We start from the raw sequence: 16,227 nt of genomic DNA, 5'->3' as shown, positions 1-16,227 counted from the left end.
TCTCCGGTTTAAAACGTAAAGGATGTCCCCGGTTTCTACCCGAGCAAGCCCGCTCCCACAGGGTTCACGGTGAACCCCTGTGGGAGCGGGCTTGCTCGCGAAGGCGTCAGTCCAGACAACCCACATCTCCCTGATTCCCAGACAAAAAAAAGCCCCGATCAAGCCGTGACAGGATCGGGGCACAAGGTACTGTTGAGGAGCCGTTGCGCGAGGGTGACCAAACCTTCGTGAAGCCAGCTGAACCCAGTGTGCCTACTCCCCTCCCCGGCAAGTTAGCCGAAAACGACCTGTTCATAGGTATTGCGGCCATTGCGACAAATCGTCCTTGCCGCCACTCCCGGCCCCTACCAGAATCGAGCCACGACACCGTTCCCTGAAGAAGGATTGCGTCATGATGCACGCCGATTTGATTGACCAGGAAGACCTGTTGGGCCTGCTGCTGTCGCTGGGTTTCCAAGTGCCGAACGGCTCCACAGCCGAGCAGGCTTGCGAATGCGCTGTGCGAGGTTTGAACAATGAGCGGGCGATGATCCTGCGCACCATGGTCAAGCAGATGTACACCGGCAGCGCGACCATCCTGCCGTCGGTGCGCCAGGCGATCGATAAGCAATTGTTGCCGGCGTTGGCGGAGTATCAGCAGAGCCGTAGCGCCTGACAGGACGCCTTCGCGAGCAAGCCCGCTCCCACAGTGGATCTGCGGCGTTCACAGATCCCATGTGGGAGCGGGCTTGCTCGCGAATGAAGGCCCCTCGGTCTAGAGCCTTACGCTAGCGAAAGTCGACTCATTGCGCGCCTGGCTCAACGCCGACAACGGCCCGGACAGCGGCGACAGCACCAACGCCTGCGGCAGCGGCATCATCGCCACCTGTTGCGTGGTGTTCGAGCCTACGCGCTCGTCACGCGGCGGAATGCCGAAGTACTCGCGGTAGCACTTGGAGAAGTGCGGCGTTGAAACAAACCCGCAGACCGACGCCACTTCGATGATCGACATCGGCGTTTGCTTGAGCAACTGCCGGGCACGGATCAGGCGCAGCTTTAGGTAGTAGCGCGACGGCGAGCAGTGCAGGTATTTCTGGAACAGGCGCTCGAGCTGACGACGGGAAACGGCGACGTACACCGCCAGTTCGTCGAGGTCGATCGGCTCTTCCAGGTTGGCTTCCATCAGCGCAACGATTTCCTGCAACTTCGGCTGGTTGGTGCCGAGCATGTGCTTGAGCGGCACGCGCTGGTGATCCTGTTCGTTGCGGATGCGCTCGTAGACGAACATCTCCGAAATCGCCGCCGACAGTTCACGGCCATGATCGCGGCTGATCAGGTGCAGCATCATGTCCAGCGGCGCGGTGCCGCCGGAGCTGGTGAAACGGTTACGGTCGAGGGTGAACAACCGGGTGCTCATGGCCACACGCGGGAAAGCTTCCTGCATCGAGGCCAGGCATTCCCAGTGCACGCTGCAATCGAAACCGTCCAGCAGGCCGGCGCAGGCCAGGGCCCAACTGCCGGTGCACACCGCGCCGAGGCGCTTGGACTGACGCGCCTGGCTTTGCAGCCACGACACGTGTTCGCGGGTCACAGTGCGCTGGATGCCGATACCGCCGCAGACAATGATGGTGTCCATCGCCGGGGCTTTATGCATGGAGCAATCGGGGGTGATTTGCAGACCGTCACTGGCCCAGACCTGGCCGCCGTCAACGGTGAGGGTGGTCCAGCGATACAGCTCGCGGCCGGACAATTGGTTGGCCATGCGCAGGGGTTCTACTGCGGAGGCCAGAGAAATAAGCGTGAAATTGTCCAGCAGCAAAAAGCCGATGGATTGAGGCGCACGGTTCTGGGGTTGAGCCCCGGAGTTGAACGTCGTCATCGCGGTATCTCCTCACACAAAGCGGGTGATGGCCTCAGGCGGAGGCTCTTGTTATTGCCATCGTTCTCGCGTGGGAGACGGGCTTTGTAATGACAGAGCAATTGCCATGCCTAAAGTTGAATGGTCATTCAATAACTCCTGAAAACGACGTCGCGGCGTGTCTATATAAGCCGTGCGCAGAGTGGGGGTTATAAGTGCCATCGCGGCGGGCAAATGCGCTGCGGCGCGGGGTGTGAGCAAATCGGTAGCACTTGTGGGAACAGGGGCTGCGAGGTGCTGGAGAAGAGTGTCACCACAAGCACAGGTGACAGGCGGTAATGGCCATCCTGGATCCCGGATCTCGGACAGTGCGCTTGTCTGTAAGCGACGCGCTAAAAGGTGGCGCGTTTTTGGTGCGGTGTTCACTTAGCGCGCAGTTTTGACTGGTCTGGCGCCTTCGCGGGCAAGCCCGCTCCCACAGGTTTTGTATTGCCCTTGTAGGAGCGAGGCTTGCCCGCGAATGGCGCGACGCGGTCCTACTGAATCAACACTCCACCGCACTCACCGCCAACCCACCCCGCGATGTCTCTTTGTATTTGTCATGCATATCGGCGCCGGTATCACGCATGGTGCGTATAACCCGATCCAGCGAGATAAAGTGCTGACCATCGCCGCGCAACGCCATCTGCGCGGCATTGATCGCTTTCACCGCGGCAATCGCATTGCGCTCGATGCACGGCACCTGCACCAGGCCGCCCACCGGATCGCAGGTCAGGCCGAGGTTGTGTTCCAGGCCGATCTCCGCCGCATTGCACAGTTGCTCCGGCGTAGCACCGAGAATCTCTGCCAATCCGGCCGCCGCCATCGCGCACGCAGAACCGACTTCGCCCTGGCACCCGACTTCAGCACCGGAGATCGACGCATTCTTTTTGCACAGAATCCCCACCGCTGCGGCACTGAGGAAATAGTCGACCACGTTGGCCTCGGTCACCACCTCGCTGAACTTCATAAAGTAGTGCAACACCGCCGGGATGATACCTGCCGCGCCGTTGGTCGGTGCCGTGACCATGCGCCCACCGGCCGCGTTCTCTTCGTTGACCGCCAGGGCGAACAGGTTGACCCATTCCATCGCACTCAACGTCGAGCCGATCACATTGGGCTTGCCCAGTTCCTGCAGGCTGCGGTGCAATTTGGCCGCACGCCGGCGCACATTCAGGCCGCCGGGCAGGATGCCTTCGTGTTTGAGGCCCTGATCGACGCAATCTTGCATGGCGCGCCAGAGTTTCATCAGGCCCGAACGGATTTCATCTTCGCTGCGCCAGACCTTCTCGTTGGCCAACATCAGCTCGGCCACCCGCAGATTGTGCTTCTGACACAGCTCCAGCAGTTCCACCGCACTGGAGAAGTCATACGGCAACACGGTGCGATCCAGATCCACCACACCACTGGAGGCTTGCGCCTCATCGACGACAAAACCGCCGCCAATCGAATAGTAGGTGTCGCGGTGCAGCTCACCGTGATCGCCTTCTACAATTAATGTCATGGCATTCGGGTGAAATGGCAGGTTCTCGTCGATCAGGCGCATGTCGCGAGCCCAGATGAACGGCACCGACAATCGACCGTCGAGCAACAAGGTGTGGGTTTCGCGCAGGGTTTCGATATGCAGGCCGATTTGCGACGGATCAATCGCGTCCGGCCACTCGCCCATCAGGCCCATGATTACGGCGTTATCGCTGCCGTGACCGATGCCGGTGGCCGATAACGACCCGAAAAGCTGAACTTCGACCCGTCTTACTTGTTCCAAAAGACCCTGCTCACGCAAACCTTGCACGAACAGCGCCGCGGCCCGCATAGGGCCGACCGTGTGCGAACTGGAAGGGCCAATGCCGATTTTGAACAGGTCGAAAACGCTGATAGCCATTACTGCCGAACTCCTGGATGTGCCAACTCCAGACGCAAAAGCGCCCAGTGACGGAGCTGCTACGCTCAAGCTGCAATCCGCCGAGATGGCCGCATCATCAGGCTTTTGTGGTGTCGTTCGACGTCTCACACCGACGCACTCATGTCCAACAACGCCGCGGGTCGTCGACGCTGCGTTTTCGCCGTTTTTTTGCGGTTCAGAGCGGCAAACAGGGCAGAAAAAAGCTGTAAACGACGTCACTGACACTGGATGCGACCATCCCTGTACTGGTTACGACGCACCCTGTAGGCGTCAGATTTTCACTGGTACATGATCGTATCGACTCGATTGCAAGGCGCCGTGGTAGAGCTGTCTCCAAAACGCCATCCAACCGCAACCTATAAGTGCGGTGGTCCAGTCGGAACACTGCCAAAAAAAACACCAAGGAGTCCACCCATGAAAGGTTCCCCGTCGTTGTTGTTGGCCGCCATGCTGAGTCTGCCGTTACTGGCTCAAGCCGCAGAACCCGCTCAGTGCAGCACCGTAAATTTCTCTGATGTCGGCTGGACCGACATCACCGCGACTACCGCGACCACCAGCGTTGTCCTCGACGCCCTGGGCTACAAAACCAAGACCACCATGATTTCCGTGCCCGTGACCTACAAGTCCCTGGCCGACGGCAAGAACATGGACGTGTTCCTCGGTAACTGGATGCCGACCATGGAAAACGACATCAAGGCCTACCGCGATGCGGGCACCGTTGACGTCGTGCGCACCAACCTCACTGGCGCCAAGTACACCCTCGCCGTACCGCAAGCGCTGTACGACAAAGGGCTGCATGACTTCGCCGACATCGCCAAATTCAAGAAAGAACTCGACGGCAAGATCTACGGGATCGAACCGGGCAACGACGGCAACCGCCTGATCCAGAGCATGATCGACAAGGATGCCTTCGGTCTCAAAACCGCCGGCTTCAAAGTCGTCGAGTCCAGCGAAGCCGGGATGCTGTCCCAGGTTGATCGCGCACAGAAGCGTGATACCGCCGTGGTCTTCCTCGGCTGGGCACCGCACCCGATGAACAAGCGCTTCAAGATTCAATACCTGACCGGTGGCGATGACTTCTTCGGCGCGGACTTCGGTGCCGCCACAGTCGCCACCAACACCCGCAAGGGCTACGTCCAGGAATGCAGCAATGTCGGCACTCTGCTGAAAAACCTGGAGTTCACCGTCGACATGGAAAGCGCGCTGATGGGCAACATCCTGGACGACAAGATGAAGCCTGGCGCAGCAGCCAAGGCCTGGCTGAAAAAGAATCCACAGGTGCTCGATACCTGGCTCGCTGGCGTGACCACCATTGACGGTAAACCAGGCCTGGAGGCCGTTAAAGCCAAGCTTGCGCAGCCTTAAATTAAGGAGCATCGCTTACGCCGGGCGAGTTCGCTCGCCCGGGCTGTTTATTTCCTTGCATGCGGACGTTCACTACCATGCTGATTGATCAGAAAATCCCCCTAGGCCAGTACATCGCGGGCTTCGTTGAATGGTTGACGCAACACGGCGCCAGCACCTTCGACGCAATTGCCGTGACACTGGAAACGATGATCCACGGCGTGACGTTTGCGCTGACCTGGTTCAACCCGCTGGCATTGATCGGCCTCATCGCGCTACTGGCACACTTCATTCAACGAAAGTGGGGGCTGACCGTTTTCGTCATCGCCTCCTTTCTGCTGATCCTCAACCTGGGGTACTGGCAGGAAACCATGGAAACCCTTGCCCAGGTGCTCTTCGCGACCCTGGTCTGCGTGGTCATCGGCGTGCCGTTGGGCATCGTCGCCGCGCACAAACCGATGTTCTACACACTGATGCGTCCGGTGCTCGATCTGATGCAGACCGTGCCGACCTTCGTGTACCTCATTCCGACCCTGACCCTCTTCGGGCTGGGTGTGGTCCCGGGCCTGATCTCGACGGTGGTGTTCGCGATTGCCGCGCCAATCCGCCTGACCTACCTGGGTATCCGTGATGTTCCCGCAGAACTGATGGACGCCGGCAAAGCCTTCGGCTGCTCGCGACGTCAACTGCTCGCACGCATCGAACTGCCCTACGCGATGCCAAGCATCGCGGCCGGCATCACCCAGTGCATCATGCTGTCGTTGTCGATGGTGGTGATCGCCGCACTGGTGGGCGCCGATGGCCTGGGCAAACCCGTGGTCAACGCACTGAACACCGCCGATATCGCCCTGGGCTTCGAAGCCGGGTTGGCAATCGTACTGCTGGCGATCATGCTCGACCGTATCTGCAAACAACCCGACGCTAAAGTAGGGGGTGACGCATGAGCATTATTCGCTTCGAAGACGTCGACGTAATCTTCTCCAAAGACCCGCGTGAGGCGCTCAAACTCCTCGACCAAGGCATGACCCGCGACCAGATCCTGAAGAAAACCGGGCAGATCGTCGGCGTTGAAAAAGCCAGCCTGGACGTCGAAAAAGGCGAAATCTGCGTGCTGATGGGCCTGTCCGGTTCCGGCAAGTCCAGCCTGTTGCGTTGCATCAACGGCCTCAACACGGTCAGCCGTGGCAAGTTGTTCGTCGAGCACGAAGGCCGACAGATCGACATTGCGTCCTGTACCCCGGCAGAACTGAAAATGATGCGCACCAAGCGTATCGCCATGGTGTTCCAGAAGTTCGCCCTGATGCCTTGGCTGACCGTTCGCGAGAACATCAGTTTCGGTCTGGAAATGCAGGGTCGGCCTGAGAAAGAACGCCGTAAATTGGTGGACGACAAGCTTGAGCTGGTGGGTCTGACCCAGTGGCGCAACAAGAAGCCCGACGAACTTTCCGGTGGTATGCAGCAACGTGTGGGCCTGGCCCGTGCGCTGGCGATGGACGCCGACATTCTGCTGATGGACGAACCGTTCTCGGCCCTCGACCCGTTGATCCGCCAAGGCCTGCAAGACGAACTGCTGGAACTGCAAAGCAAGCTGAACAAGACCATCGTGTTCGTGAGCCATGACCTGGATGAAGCGCTGAAGCTCGGCAGCCGGATTGCGATCATGAAAGACGGGCGCATCGTGCAGTACAGCGTGCCGGAAGAGATCGTGTTGAACCCGGCGGACGATTACGTGCGCACCTTCGTGGCTCACACCAACCCGCTGAACGTGTTGTGCGGCCGCAGCCTGATGCGCACGCTGGACAACTGCAAACGTATCAACGGTTCGGTGTGCCTGGATCCGGGCGGCGATTCGTGGCTGGACCTGGCCGAGGGCAACACCATCAAGGGCGCCCGCCAGAACGGCGCGAGCCTGGACCTGCAAAACTGGGTGCCGGGGCAATCGGTGGAAGGCCTGGGCCGTCGACCAACCCTGGTGGACTCCAACATCGGCATGCGCGAAGCACTGCAGATTCGTTACCAGACCGGCAACAAACTGGTGCTGCACGACAACAACAAAGTGGTAGGGATCCTCGGCGACAGCGAGCTGTACCACGCGCTGCTCGGCAAGAACCTGGGTTAAGGCAACAGACACAAAAACGCCGCGAGAGGATCGCGGCGTTTTTGTTTATGGGCTTTCGGGTCGTGCAGCTTTGTGGCTGATGGCCCCTTCGCGAGCAAGCCCGCTCCCACAGGGGTATGCATTCCAATGTGGGAGCGGGCTTGCTCGCGAATGAAGGCGACGCGGTGCTTCGAGTGAAACACCGCGCCCAATCAAAACTCAGCTATAGACCCGGCCAAGGAGCTGCCGATGGCTTTCAAACTGATCGAGCACGTCACGGGTGATCTGATCCTGAGTGAAGCCCATCAAGTCGTAGTCCTGGCTGCCGTTGTGCAGGTACACCTCGGCACGGTAGTAGCGCGCACGGGGTTCATCGGCACTTTCGGCCGACACCGTCTCGCTCGCCGCCGCCAGGTAGCCGTCCAGGCTGACTTCGTAAACGAAAGGGTTGCCCTCTTCCATCTCGATCCGCACGCCCATGCAACGCTTCGATTTACCGAGCAACGTCTGCACATCCAGACCCTGAGCGCGCAATTGAACGGCGGCATCTTCCAGCGCCGGGCTCACTTGTTTGTCCATGAAGCGCTGCACGATCGACTGGTTCGGTTGCAGGTCCAGCTGCGTCAAGCGCTCGCTGAAACCGCGACGACCGCGTGCGGCCAGCTCCGCTTGCTCCTGTTCGACCTGCACGTCCTGGCGCATCTGCTTGTGCAAACCGAACATGAAGAACACCAGCACCACCGAGAACGGCAGACCGGCCAGCACCACCATGGTTTGCATGGCTTCGAAGTTACCGGCAAACAACAGGCCGATGGTCACCAGGGTAATCACCGCCGACCAGAAGATCCGCAGCCAGTGCGGCGCATCTTCATCAACGTTGCCGCCCTTGCAGGACAGGTTGGCCATCATCACCGCGCCGGAATCCGCCGGGGTCAGGAACAGCACGAAACCGACGAAGATCGACACGCCAATCACAACCTTCGACGCCGGGTAATGCTCCAGCAACTGGTAGATCGCCATCGACGGCTGTTCCAGCGCCGTCTTCCCGAGCTCCACCGCCCCATGGTTCATCACCAGGTCCAGGGCCGAGTTACCGAAGATCGACAGCCACGCCAGGGTGAAACCCAGCGGGATCAGCAACACGCCAGCCACCAGTTCACGCACCGTGCGACCACGGGAAATACGCGCGATGAACATGCCCACGAATGGCGCCCAGGAAATCCACCAAGCCCAGTAGAACAGGGTCCACAGGCCCAACCAGCGGTCGGACTTGTCACTGTCGCCTTCGTACACGTACAAGTCGAAAGTCTTCAGCACTACGCCGTTCAGGTAGTCGCCGATGTTCTGCACAAAGCCGTTGAGCAGGTGCAGGGTCGGGCCGAACAACAGCACGAAAATCAGCAAACCGCTGAACAACACGATGTTGAGGTTGGACAGACGACGGATGCCGTTTTCCACGCCGGACACGGCGGCGATAGTCGCCACGGTGCTCATCACGATGATCACGATCAGCAGGTTGGTGTTGCTGTGTTCCATGCCGAACAGGTTTTCCAGCCCGGAAGACACTTGCAGCGAACCGATCCCCAGGTTCGTCACCAGCCCCAGCAAGGTCACGAACATGCCGAAGCCGTCCACCGCATGCCCGGCCGCGCCTTTGACCCAACGCTCGCCCACCAGCGGATACAGCGCCGAACGCAGCGCCAGCGGCTGGTTGTGACGGTAGGCAAAGTACGCCACGGCCAAACCGACCAGTGCGTAAATCGCCCAGCCATGCAGGCCCCAATGCAGGAACGTCAACTGAACAGCCTGACGCGCCGCCATGTTGCTCGCGGCCACGCCTTCCGGCGGGTTGAAGTAATGGTCCAGCGGCTCGGACGCGCCGAAGTACAGCAACGAAATGCCGATCCCCGACGAGAACAGCATCCCCGCCCATGCGCCGTAGCTGAAGTCCGGGGTGTCGTCCTTGCTGCCCAGTTTGAGTTTGCCGTAGGACGAAAACGCCAGGCCCACCACAAACACCAGATAGGCGGCGATCACCACCATGTAGTACCAGCCGAAGCTGCGGGATAACCAGGCCTGGGCAATACCGAGCAATCTGCCGGCCTCTTGCGGGGCGATGATCAGAATGGCGGTCAACAACAGGATCAACGCGGTAGAGGTGTAGAACACCCAACCGTTGACCGTCACCTTCTCGGGTGGGGTCTTTATTAGAGAGGCAGAACTCATGGCACAGATGCTCCGGGCAGTGCGGGAGAAGAACACAAGGCAACGCGTTACCCGACCAATCGGTTAGTTGGCAGCCGACCGGCGGGTGATATAAAGACAGCCCGAAAAAAGCCCGAAGCCCTAGGGACGCCAGCGCGTATAGGTTTCGAGCAGATTCGGATGTCGGTTTATCGCCGTTTACACGTAGGAAAAATCTGTAAATCGCGACGAATTGTCGCAGATCTTATTCTTTGTTGATTGAACGTTCAATCAAAACAAAATAGACTGGCCCTCAATCCGATAGACGTTTTTCGTCCGTCGGAAGGCCTAAGGAGATGTGCAAGATGCCCAAGGTCGGTATGCAACCCATCCGTCGCCAGCAATTGATCGAAGCCACATTGCAGGCAGTCGATCAGGTCGGAATGGGGGACGCCAGCATTGCGCTGATCGCCCGTTTGGCCGGTGTCTCGAATGGCATCATCAGTCACTATTTTCAGGACAAGAATGGCCTGATCGCCGCCACGATGCGGTATCTGATGAGCGTCCTCAGCGAGAACGTCACCGCGCGTCGTCAGGCGCTGGCCGATGACAGCCCACGGGCTCATCTGCAGGTGATTATCGAAGGCAACTTCGACGCCAGCCAGGTCAATGGCCCGGCAATGAAAACCTGGCTGGCCTTCTGGGCCACCAGCATGCACCAGCCGTCTTTGCACAGGTTGCAGCGGATCAACGATCACCGCCTGTATTCCAACCTGTGCTGCCAGTTCCGCCGTGCATTGCCGCTCGATGAAGCGCGCAACGCCGCCCGTGGCCTGGCAGCCCTCATTGACGGCTTGTGGTTGCGCGGCGCGCTGTCGGGAGATGCTTTCGACACCGGGCAGGCGCAACAGATCGCTTACGAATACATGGATTTCCAATTGGCCAAGCAGGTGAGCTAGAGCACACATAACCGCTCAGCCCCTGAACCGTCACCGACCGCCAACGCTCCACGGCACCCGGTGACCAACGCCAACCACTTATGCACTTGCGAGGACACTATGGCCCGTTTCGAACTGCAAAAACTCTACATCGATGGCGGCTACTCCGACGCCAGCAGCGACGCCACCTTCGAAGCCATCAACCCGGCTAACGGTGAAGTCCTCGCAAAAGTACAGCGTGCGACATTCGACGACGTCGAGCGTGCTGTGGTCAGCGCTGAGAAGGGTCAGAAAATCTGGGCCGCCATGACCGCCATGGAGCGTTCGCGCATCCTGCGTCGTGCCGTGGACATCCTGCGCGAGCGCAACGATGAACTGGCCGCCCTGGAAACCCTGGACACCGGCAAATCCTTCTCCGAAACCAAATACGTCGACATCGTCACCGGCGCTGATGTGCTGGAATACTACGCAGGCCTGGTGCCGGCCATCGAAGGCGAGCAGATCCCGCTGCGCACCACTTCGTTCGTCTACACCCGTCGCGAGCCACTGGGCGTTGTCGCCGGGATCGGCGCGTGGAACTACCCGATCCAGATCGCCCTGTGGAAATCCGCACCAGCCCTGGCGGCCGGTAACGCGATGATCTTCAAGCCAAGCGAAGTCACTTCCCTGACTACCCTGAAACTGGCCGAGATCTACACCGAAGCAGGCTTGCCAGCGGGCGTGTTCAACGTGCTGACCGGCAGCGGCCGTGAAGTCGGCACCTGGCTGACCGAGCACCCGCGCATCGAAAAAATCTCCTTCACCGGCGGCACCGACACCGGCAAGAAGGTCATGGCCAGCGCTTCGGCTTCGTCGCTCAAAGACGTGACCATGGAATTGGGCGGCAAGTCCCCGCTGATCATTTTCGACGACGCCGACCTCGATCGCGCCGCCGACACCGCGATGATGGCCAACTTCTACAGCTCCGGTCAGGTCTGCACCAACGGCACTCGCGTGTTCATCCCGACACATCTGAAAGCGGCTTTCGAAGCCAAGATCGCTGAGCGCGTTGCGCGTATCCGCATCGGCAACCCGGAAGACGAGAACACCAACTTCGGTCCGCTGGTCAGCTTCGCCCACATGGAAAGCGTGTTGGGCTACATCGCCAAAGGCAAGGAAGAAGGCGCTCGCGTCCTGTGCGGCGGCAATCGCCTGACCGACGGCGAATTCGCCAAAGGCGCGTTCGTGGCACCGACCGTATTCACCGACTGCACCGACGAAATGACCATCGTGCGCGAAGAAATCTTCGGCCCGGTGATGGCGATCCTGACCTACGACACCGAAGAAGAAGTGATCCGTCGTGCCAACGACACCGACTTCGGCCTGGCCGCCGGTATCGTCACCAAGGACCTGAACCGCGCCCACCGCGTGATTCATCAACTGGAAGCCGGTATCTGCTGGATCAACGCCTGGGGCGAGTCCGACGCGAAGATGCCGGTCGGCGGCTACAAGCAGTCGGGTGTTGGCCGTGAGAACGGGATCAGCTCGCTGAACAACTTCACACGCATCAAATCGGTACAGGTCGAACTGGGCGATTACGCCTCGGTTTTCTAAGGCGGCATTTGCTTCGCCCGCGAGGCCGCCTTCGCGAGCAAGCCCGCTCCCACAGGAGTCCCTATTCCAATGTGGGAGCGGGCTTGCTCGCGAACGAGTGCGCAGCACTCGCCTGACCTGACCACTTTCAAAGAGGGTGCATTTAATGTCCCAAGAATACGATTACATCATCATCGGTGCCGGCTCGGCCGGTAACACCCTGGCGACCCGTCTGACTGAAGACGAAGGCGTCACCGTCCTGCTGCTCGAAGCGGGCGGCCCGGATTACCGTTTCGACTTCCGCACGCAAATGCCGGCCGCCCTGGCGTTCCCGCTGCAAGGCCGTCGCTACAACTGGGCCTACGAAACCGATCCAGAGCCACACATGGACGGTCGCCGGATGGAATGCGGTCGCGGCAAAGGCCTCGGCGGTTCCTCGCTGATCAACGGCATGTGCTACATCCGTGGCAACGCGATGGACTACGACAACTGGTCGAAATTGCCAGGTCTGGAAGACTGGACTTACCTCGACTGCCTGCCGTACTTCCGCAAGGCGGAAACCCGCGACATCGGCCCGAACGACTACCACGGTGGCGACGGTCCGGTCAGCGTGACCACGCCGAAGGCCGGCAACAACCCGCTGTTCCACGCGATGGTTGAAGCAGGCGTACAGGCCGGTTACCCGCGCACCGAAGACTTGAACGGCTACCAGCAAGAAGGTTTCGGCCCGATGGACCGTACCGTGACGCCGAACGGCCGTCGCGCCAGCACCGCTCGCGGTTACCTGGACATCGCCAAGAAGCGTTCGACCCTGACCATCGTCACCCACGCCCTGACCGACAAGATCCTGTTCGAAGGCAAGCGTGCGGTCGGCGTGCGTTACCTGATCGGCGCCGCTGAAGAGCGGGTTGAAGCCAAGGCGCGCAAAGAAGTGCTGCTGTGCTCCGGCGCCATCGCCTCGCCGCAAATCCTGCAACGCTCCGGCGTCGGCCCGGCCGAACTGCTGAACAAGCTCGACATCCCGGTGGTCCACGACCTGCCAGGCGTCGGCGAAAACCTGCAGGATCACCTTGAGCTGTACCTGCAATATGCGTGCACCCAACCGGTTTCGCTGTACCCGTCGCTGCTCTGGTACAACCAGCCAGCCATCGGTGCCGAGTGGCTGTTCAACGGCACCGGCATCGGCGCCAGCAACCAGTTCGAAGCCGGCGGTTTCATCCGTACCCGTGAAGAATTCGATTGGCCGAACATCCAGTACCACTTCCTGCCGGTCGCGATTAACTACAACGGCAGCAACGGCGTGAAAGAGCACGGCTTCCAGGCGCACATGGGTTCCATGCGTTCGCCAAGCCGCGGTCGCGTCCAGGCCAAGTCGAAGGATCCGCGCGAGTACCCGAGCATCCTCTTCAACTACATGGCCACCGAGCAGGACTGGCAGGAATTCCGCGACGGCATCCGCCTGACCCGTGAAATCATGCAGCAACCTGCACTGGACGCTTTCCGTGGCCGCGAAATCAGCCCGGGCATCGACGTGCAAACCGATGAACAGCTCGACAAGTTCATCCGCGAACACGCCGAAACCGCGTTCCACCCGTCCTGCTCCTGCAAAATGGGCACCGACGAAATGGCCGTGGTTGATGCTGAAGGTCGCGTGCACGGCATGCAGAGCCTGCGGGTGGTCGATGCCTCGATCATGCCGATCATCACCACCGGCAACCTGAACGCCCCAACGATCATGATCGCCGAGAAAATCGCCGACAAGATCCGTGGCCGCCAGCCATTGCCGCGCAGCACCGCCGCCTACTTCGTGGCCGGTGATGCACCGGTGCGTGGCAAGCCGATGCGGGATGTGAGTCCTACTGCTCAGTAACAGTTGGACCTTGTTTCGAACATAACCGTCATCCTGTAAGGCTGGCGGTTTTTTTCTGTCTGACGCAAATGGATCACATCAAACAAAACTGGTAACACTTGCACTTTCGCGATTTTTAAAATCTCCACTATTATTCGCGCCCGGATTTAATCGCCGCCAATAAATTTTGTGGAGCACAAGGATATGCTTGACACCAGCCCGACGAAAGACGTGGATTTGTTTCGAAAAAAAATAGCTGAAGAAAGAACGACCATTCTGGACTTCAGTTATTTAAACGGTGTCATTGAGTCTTGGTGGAAAAGAAACAACAGCCAAGATATCCACATTTTAAAGACACAATTGATTAATCTATTTCTGACTTACTTGCACACCGAAGATGCTTTCCACTTTGACAAAGTAGGGTTGGCAAATGGAAGCGCTGCTATTTGCATAAAAAATATATTCAGCCTGGACTCACCAAAACTTGCTTTAACAGTACATGAGGCCTTGGCCGACCTTTTTCACCTCACTGATATAAAGTACGAATACGAAGAACATAAAGCTTTGTACCTGAAGCCTTCTGCAGAAAAATATCGGGAATGGGGCAACGGTCACGGTGATATCACGCCGCACTCCGATGATCTGTATGAAAACCTGAATGTAGATTATCTGGCCTTGACGGTTTGCCGCGACACTACAAACACCCCTACTGCCTACTATTTTCCGAGCGACTTGCTTTGCGCATTGAACGATGAAGATCTCGGCGAATTACTGACTACTCAAGCTACATTTATCTCGGGGAAAAACGTCTGCGGTCTAAAAGAGCGGATTCGCCATGTAGTTGAGTTTTCCGATCTCTACGGCTTTCAATTTGCGTTGGACTTTCGCATTGATTCCCACAGGGGTGAACGAATGCGTGCCGTGCATGGAGGTCAACACGTGCTGGATAAAATCCGGGACAGCCTGCGAAACGCAAAAAATCATGTCTCTACGGCTGAGACCGGTACGTTCCTGATCGTGGCCAATCGCAAAATATTGCATGCACGCCCGATGCTGAATATCGATCCCAGCGAGGCTGGCAGACAAGCGAATCACTCGACGCTCAGTACAACGCCCCGGTTACTGTTCCGAAGTAAAGGTCCTAGAAAACATTACTACCCACTGAACGAAACAACCTGCACACGGATAGCCAACTGATGGTTACCTCAAACACGCCCGCCCAAACTTCAACTGCGAACGTCATTATGGAAGGCGTTCGTGACGCAATCACGTTTGGCGTCGCATTTATATTCCTGTACTTATCGATTGGCATCCTGAGCGCGACACAATCATTATCTTTGGGTCAGGCGCTTGCAACAACCTTGTTAATATTCTCCACCCCATTGCAGTTTCTACTGATACAAAACTATAACGATGGCTGGATATTAATCCCCATCATCATCGCACTCAACGCTCGCTTCGTACTGCTATCTGCGACACTTGCGCCCTATATCAGGAACACCTCAACTGCGAAAATCCTGGCGTCCTTGATTCTGATTACACCCTCGATATTTACGGGTTGTGTCACTCGATTCAAGCGGCGAACCGACCACCCCTTCACTTACTTGATTGGTCTTGGACTTCCGATATTTGGTGTATCGATCATCTGCACCTATATTGGTTTCGTCGCTGGTGCAGAGTTGGCTTCGCCGGCTATTTATGCACTCATGACCATTCTGTTGCCGCTTCAATTTACCGCCTTGGCCGGCAAGCACTGGCCTCACTACGCGGAAGTATCGAGTTACTGGCTGGGCTTCGTCGGTGCCCCGCTGCTCGTCTATCTATTCAAGGACTACAGCTTGCTCTGCACGCCTTTTATCATCGGCGGACTGGTCGTGCTGATTGAAAATACCAAAAAACAGGGCAGCGTTGCTTCATGACAATCTGGCTTCTTATTGCATTTTCCGCCCTTACAGCCTTTGCATTTCGAGCGCTGCCTTTTGCCTTCAAAAACAGTGCAGCGCTAACTCAAACCCAAGGTTCTTTTTATCGGTTTATCAGCTACAGCGCACAGGCGATGCTGGGAGTCATTATTTACGACACCGCGTTCAACAAAAGAGATGCGCTAACGCTGATACTGCAATTTCAAACGCTGGACGCGCTGAAGCTCTTGTTGCTTGTGGGAACCTTCATCGCCGTCGCGAAAACAAAAAGCATCCTGCCCAGTTTCTTTGCAAGCTTATGCATTTATCTGGCTGCGTTCGCCTATCTCAACAGTTGAACCCGCTTTTTGCCTGACAGAAGAACAGATCGCGAGCAACCCGCAACAGGCTGCTCGCGAACTTCAACCATCAGCCAAATCATCGTGCGCCTACGCACACCGGTAATCCTTTCCTACACCGCTTCACGCTTGATCCTACCCCCCGCCCAGGCCTAATCTAGCGCCACGCAAACGTTTCACCCCCCTCGCTGTACCGATACGCC

General features: G+C 58.3%; 13 protein-coding genes. 10 read left to right on the top strand and 3 right to left on the bottom strand.

Annotation, left to right across the window (positions count from 1 at the left end; all coding sequences use genetic code 11):
• Positions 1 to 391 precede the first annotated feature (391 nt).
• On the top strand, positions 392 to 655 hold the full coding sequence (locus BK665_RS07695; RefSeq protein WP_123404342.1) for a hypothetical protein: 264 nt from the start codon (positions 392 to 394) through the stop codon (positions 653 to 655).
• 99 nt (positions 656 to 754) lie between these two features.
• Here the strand turns inward: BK665_RS07695 and gbdR are convergent, their stop codons facing one another.
• Positions 755 to 1,858 (bottom strand): choline metabolism transcriptional regulator GbdR, encoded by a 1,104-nt coding sequence (gbdR, locus tag BK665_RS07690; protein ID WP_123404340.1) that lies wholly within the window; start codon positions 1,856 to 1,858, stop codon positions 755 to 757.
• 523 nt (positions 1,859 to 2,381) lie between these two features.
• Positions 2,382 to 3,758, bottom strand: a complete 1,377-nt coding sequence (locus BK665_RS07685; RefSeq protein WP_123404338.1) for an L-serine ammonia-lyase — start codon at positions 3,756 to 3,758, stop codon at positions 2,382 to 2,384.
• 435 nt (positions 3,759 to 4,193) lie between these two features.
• Here BK665_RS07685 and BK665_RS07680 point away from each other — a divergent pair, with 435 nt between their 5' ends.
• The 3 genes from BK665_RS07680 (at position 4,194) to choV (ending at position 7,242) form a co-directional block, all read left to right on the top strand.
• Positions 4,194 to 5,144, top strand: coding sequence for a choline ABC transporter substrate-binding protein (locus BK665_RS07680; RefSeq protein WP_123404336.1), 951 nt, complete (start codon positions 4,194 to 4,196; stop codon positions 5,142 to 5,144).
• Between the two features lie 77 nt (positions 5,145 to 5,221).
• Positions 5,222 to 6,067: a choline ABC transporter permease subunit gene (gene choW, locus BK665_RS07675; RefSeq protein ID WP_123404334.1), complete on the top strand. Its 846-nt coding sequence runs from the start codon at positions 5,222 to 5,224 to the stop codon at positions 6,065 to 6,067.
• The gene (gene choV, locus BK665_RS07670; RefSeq protein ID WP_123404332.1) at positions 6,064 to 7,242 is read left to right on the top strand and encodes a choline ABC transporter ATP-binding protein; all 1,179 of its coding nucleotides are present in this window, start codon (positions 6,064 to 6,066) and stop codon (positions 7,240 to 7,242) included. The genes choW and choV overlap by 4 nt, the downstream gene beginning before the upstream one ends.
• Positions 7,243 to 7,440: 198 nt before the next feature.
• Here choV and BK665_RS07665 read toward each other — a convergent pair whose 3' ends face one another.
• Positions 7,441 to 9,390, bottom strand: coding sequence for a BCCT family transporter (locus tag BK665_RS07665; RefSeq protein ID WP_259699581.1), 1,950 nt, complete (start codon positions 9,388 to 9,390; stop codon positions 7,441 to 7,443).
• 380 nt (positions 9,391 to 9,770) lie between these two features.
• Between BK665_RS07665 and betI the strand changes: the two genes are divergently transcribed.
• The 6 genes from betI to BK665_RS07635 all read left to right on the top strand — a co-directional run bounded on the left by betI (position 9,771) and on the right by BK665_RS07635 (position 16,024).
• Positions 9,771 to 10,364 carry a transcriptional regulator BetI gene (gene betI / locus BK665_RS07660; RefSeq protein WP_123404329.1) on the top strand — a complete coding sequence of 198 codons (594 nt, stop codon included), beginning with the start codon at positions 9,771 to 9,773 and terminating at the stop codon, positions 10,362 to 10,364.
• Positions 10,365 to 10,463: 99 nt separating this feature from the next.
• Positions 10,464 to 11,936: a betaine-aldehyde dehydrogenase gene (betB, locus tag BK665_RS07655; protein WP_123404327.1), complete on the top strand. Its 1,473-nt coding sequence runs from the start codon at positions 10,464 to 10,466 to the stop codon at positions 11,934 to 11,936.
• A gap of 145 nt (positions 11,937 to 12,081) precedes the next feature.
• The gene (betA, locus tag BK665_RS07650) at positions 12,082 to 13,785 is read left to right on the top strand and encodes a choline dehydrogenase (protein ID WP_123404325.1); all 1,704 of its coding nucleotides are present in this window, start codon (positions 12,082 to 12,084) and stop codon (positions 13,783 to 13,785) included.
• A gap of 183 nt (positions 13,786 to 13,968) precedes the next feature.
• A complete protein-coding gene (locus BK665_RS07645) occupies positions 13,969 to 14,961 on the top strand; it encodes a hypothetical protein (protein ID WP_123404323.1) in 993 nt (330 codons plus the stop codon).
• Positions 14,961 to 15,683, top strand: a complete 723-nt coding sequence (locus tag BK665_RS07640; RefSeq protein ID WP_123404321.1) for an AzlC family ABC transporter permease — start codon at positions 14,961 to 14,963, stop codon at positions 15,681 to 15,683. The genes BK665_RS07645 and BK665_RS07640 overlap by 1 nt, the downstream gene beginning before the upstream one ends.
• Positions 15,680 to 16,024, top strand: coding sequence for an AzlD domain-containing protein (locus BK665_RS07635; protein ID WP_123404319.1), 345 nt, complete (start codon positions 15,680 to 15,682; stop codon positions 16,022 to 16,024). Before BK665_RS07640 ends, BK665_RS07635 begins: the two co-directional genes overlap by 4 nt.
• The last annotated feature ends 203 nt before the right edge of the window (positions 16,025 to 16,227 follow it).

It is taken from the genome of Pseudomonas frederiksbergensis, assembly GCF_003732665.1.
Lineage (GTDB): Bacteria > Pseudomonadota > Gammaproteobacteria > Pseudomonadales > Pseudomonadaceae > Aquipseudomonas > Aquipseudomonas frederiksbergensis_G.
The sequence above is the reverse complement of the archived record's forward strand: the minus strand, read 5'-3'. Positions and strand labels throughout refer to the sequence as shown.

Coding starts and splice junctions, on each gene's coding strand:
- BK665_RS07695 (WP_123404342.1), top strand. CDS start 392: ATGATGCACGCCGATTTGATTGACCAGGAAGACCTGTTGGGCCTGCTG.
- gbdR (WP_123404340.1), bottom strand. CDS start 1,858: ATGACGACGTTCAACTCCGGGGCTCAACCCCAGAACCGTGCGCCTCAA.
- BK665_RS07685 (WP_123404338.1), bottom strand. CDS start 3,758: ATGGCTATCAGCGTTTTCGACCTGTTCAAAATCGGCATTGGCCCTTCC.
- BK665_RS07680 (WP_123404336.1), top strand. CDS start 4,194: ATGAAAGGTTCCCCGTCGTTGTTGTTGGCCGCCATGCTGAGTCTGCCG.
- choW (WP_123404334.1), top strand. CDS start 5,222: ATGCTGATTGATCAGAAAATCCCCCTAGGCCAGTACATCGCGGGCTTC.
- choV (WP_123404332.1), top strand. CDS start 6,064: ATGAGCATTATTCGCTTCGAAGACGTCGACGTAATCTTCTCCAAAGAC.
- betI (WP_123404329.1), top strand. CDS start 9,771: ATGCCCAAGGTCGGTATGCAACCCATCCGTCGCCAGCAATTGATCGAA.
- betB (WP_123404327.1), top strand. CDS start 10,464: ATGGCCCGTTTCGAACTGCAAAAACTCTACATCGATGGCGGCTACTCC.
- betA (WP_123404325.1), top strand. CDS start 12,082: ATGTCCCAAGAATACGATTACATCATCATCGGTGCCGGCTCGGCCGGT.
- BK665_RS07645 (WP_123404323.1), top strand. CDS start 13,969: ATGCTTGACACCAGCCCGACGAAAGACGTGGATTTGTTTCGAAAAAAA.
- BK665_RS07640 (WP_123404321.1), top strand. CDS start 14,961: ATGGTTACCTCAAACACGCCCGCCCAAACTTCAACTGCGAACGTCATT.
- BK665_RS07635 (WP_123404319.1), top strand. CDS start 15,680: ATGACAATCTGGCTTCTTATTGCATTTTCCGCCCTTACAGCCTTTGCA.